Raw genomic sequence first — 2,728 nt, forward strand, 5'->3', positions numbered from 1 at the left:
CTGTCTGAAGATCGGAGGACCACCTTCGAAGGCTAAGTACTCCTTACTGACCGATAGTGAACCAGTACCGTGAGGGAAAGGTGAAAAGCACCCCGACGAGGGGAGTGAAACAGTACCTGAAACCGAACGCCTACAATCAGTTGGAGCATCCTTGCGATGTGACAGCGTACCTTTTGTATAATGGGTCATCGACTTGGTCTCACGAGCAAGCTTAAGCCGTTAGGTGTAGGCGCAGCGAAAGCGAGTCTTAATAGGGCGTCGAGTTCGTGGGATCAGACCCGAAACCGAGTGATCTAGGCATGGCCAGGTTGAAGATAAGGTAACACTTATTGGAGGACCGAACCCACATCTGTTGAAAAAGATCGGGATGAGCTGTGCCTAGGGGTGAAAGGCCAATCAAACTCGGAGATAGCTGGTTCTCTGCGAAATCTATTTAGGTAGAGCGTCATCCGAATACCCTCGGGGGTAGAGCACTGGATGGGTAATGGGGCCCCACAGGCTTACTGATCCTAACCAAACTCCGAATACCGAGGAGTACTGGATGGCAGACACACGGCGAATGCTAACGTCCGTCGTGGAGAGGGAAACAACCCTGACCTCCGGCTAAGGCCCCTAATTCATGGCTAAGTGGGAAAGCAGGTGAGACGACCAAAACAACCAGGAGGTTGGCTTAGAAGCAGCCATCCTTTAAAGATAGCGTAACAGCTCACTGGTCTAAATAAGTTGTCTTGCGGCGAAGATGTAACGGGGCTCAAGCCATGAGCCGAAGCCGAGGATGCATTTATTGCATGGTAGCAGAGCGTAGTGTGACATAGTTCCATGTGTCCTTATCGTCCCTCGGGACGTATTGGACACAAGGAGCTTTCTGTGAAGCCGGCGCGTGAGCGATCCGGTGGAGAGATCACTAGTGAGAATGATGACATGAGTAGCGACAAAGAGTGTGAGAGACACTCTCGCCGAAAGTCCAAGGGTTCCTGCTTAAAGCTAATCTGAGCAGGGTAAGCCGACCCCTAAGGCGAGGCCGAAAGGCGTAGTCGATGGGAACCAGGTTAATATTCCTGGGCCAGATGGAAGTGACGGATCGCAGGGGTAGTTCATCCTTATCGGATTGGATGGGCTGCTGAGCGGTCCCTGGAAATAGCTCCATCATCAGATCGTACCCTAAACCGACACAGGTGGACAGGTAGAGAATACCAAGGCGCTTGAGAGAACTATGTTGAAGGAACTCGGCAAAATACCTCCGTAAGTTCGCGAGAAGGAGGCCCGGTTCCTAGGCAACTAGGGGCTGGGGGCACAAACCAGGGGGTGGCGACTGTTTATTAAAAACACAGGGCTCTGCGAAGTCGCAAGACGACGTATAGGGTCTGACGCCTGCCCGGTGCCTGAAGGTTAAAAGGAGGAGTGAGAGCTCTGAATTGAAGCCCAGGTAAACGGCGGCCGTAACTATAACGGTCCTAAGGTAGCGAAATTCCTTGTCGGGTAAGTTCCGACCTGCACGAATGGCGTAACGACTTCCCCGCTGTCTCCAACATAGACTCAGCGAAATTGAATTACCGGTCAAGATGCCGGTTACCCGCGGTTAGACGGAAAGACCCCGTGCACCTTTACTACAGCTTCACACTGGCATTAGGCCGAACATGTGCAGGATAGGTGGTGGGCTTTGAAACCGAGACGCCAGTCTCGGTGGAGCCTCCCTTGAGATACCACCCTTGTTCTGCTTGATGTCTAACCGCGGACCGTTATCCGGTTCCGGGACCCTGTGTGGCGGGTAGTTTGACTGGGGCGGTCGCCTCCTAAATCGTAACGGAGGCGCGCGAAGGTTGGCTCAGAGCGGTCGGAAATCGCTCGTTGAGTGCAATGGCAGAAGCCAGCCTGACTGCGAGACTGACAAGTCGAGCAGAGTCGAAAGACGGCCATAGTGATCCGGTGGTCCCAAGTGGGAGGGCCATCGCTCAACGGATAAAAGGTACGCCGGGGATAACAGGCTGATACTGCCCAAGAGTCCATATCGACGGCAGTGTTTGGCACCTCGATGTCGGCTCATCTCATCCTGGGGCTGGAGCAGGTCCCAAGGGTACGGCTGTTCGCCGTTTAAAGAGGTACGTGAGCTGGGTTTAGAACGTCGTGAGACAGTTCGGTCCCTATCTTCCGTGGGTGTAGGATACTTGAGAGGAGTTGCCCCTAGTACGAGAGGACCGGGGTGAACGATCCACTGGTGGACCAGTTGTAATGCCAATTGCAGTGCTGGGTAGCTATGATCGGACAGGATAACCGCTGAAGGCATCTAAGCGGGAAGCCCCCCTCAAAACAAGGTATCCCTGAGAGCCGTGGTAGACCACCACGTCGATAGGCCAGAGATGTAAGCGTAGTAATACGTTCAGTTGACTGGTACTAATTGCTCGATAGGCTTGATTTGATCCAGTAGAAGCAAGACTGCTTACTGATCAAAAGCATACACATACAATCAGTCGTACGTGACTTGGACAAACACGCTTTGCGCTCCAATAGAGACGGAGCGGGAACGGGCATCCTTCGGATACCCCGCCTCCCGCCGCCGCTCTGCTGCGCAGAGCGCTGACTAGGAATTTATTCGGTTTGGTGATCATAGCGCGAGCAAAACACCTGGTCCCATCCCGAACCCAGCCGTTAAGTGCCGTAGCGCCGATGGTACTGCGTCTTAAGACGTGGGAGAGTAGGTCATCGCCAAACCTAATAAGTTCCTAGACTA

General features: G+C 53.4%; 2 rRNA genes. Both read left to right on the plus strand.

Going from position 1 to position 2,728, the window contains the following annotated elements:
* Positions 1 to 2,416: ribosomal RNA gene (locus tag ACGYLX_RS18960) — 23S ribosomal RNA — on the plus strand; the annotation flags it as partial.
* Positions 2,417 to 2,594: 178 nt separating this feature from the next.
* A 5S ribosomal RNA gene (gene rrf / locus ACGYLX_RS18965) occupies positions 2,595 to 2,709 on the plus strand.
* Positions 2,710 to 2,728 lie beyond the last annotated feature (19 nt).

It is taken from the genome of Sulfitobacter sp. 1A13496, assembly GCF_043557225.1.
Lineage (GTDB): Bacteria > Pseudomonadota > Alphaproteobacteria > Rhodobacterales > Rhodobacteraceae > Sulfitobacter > Sulfitobacter faviae.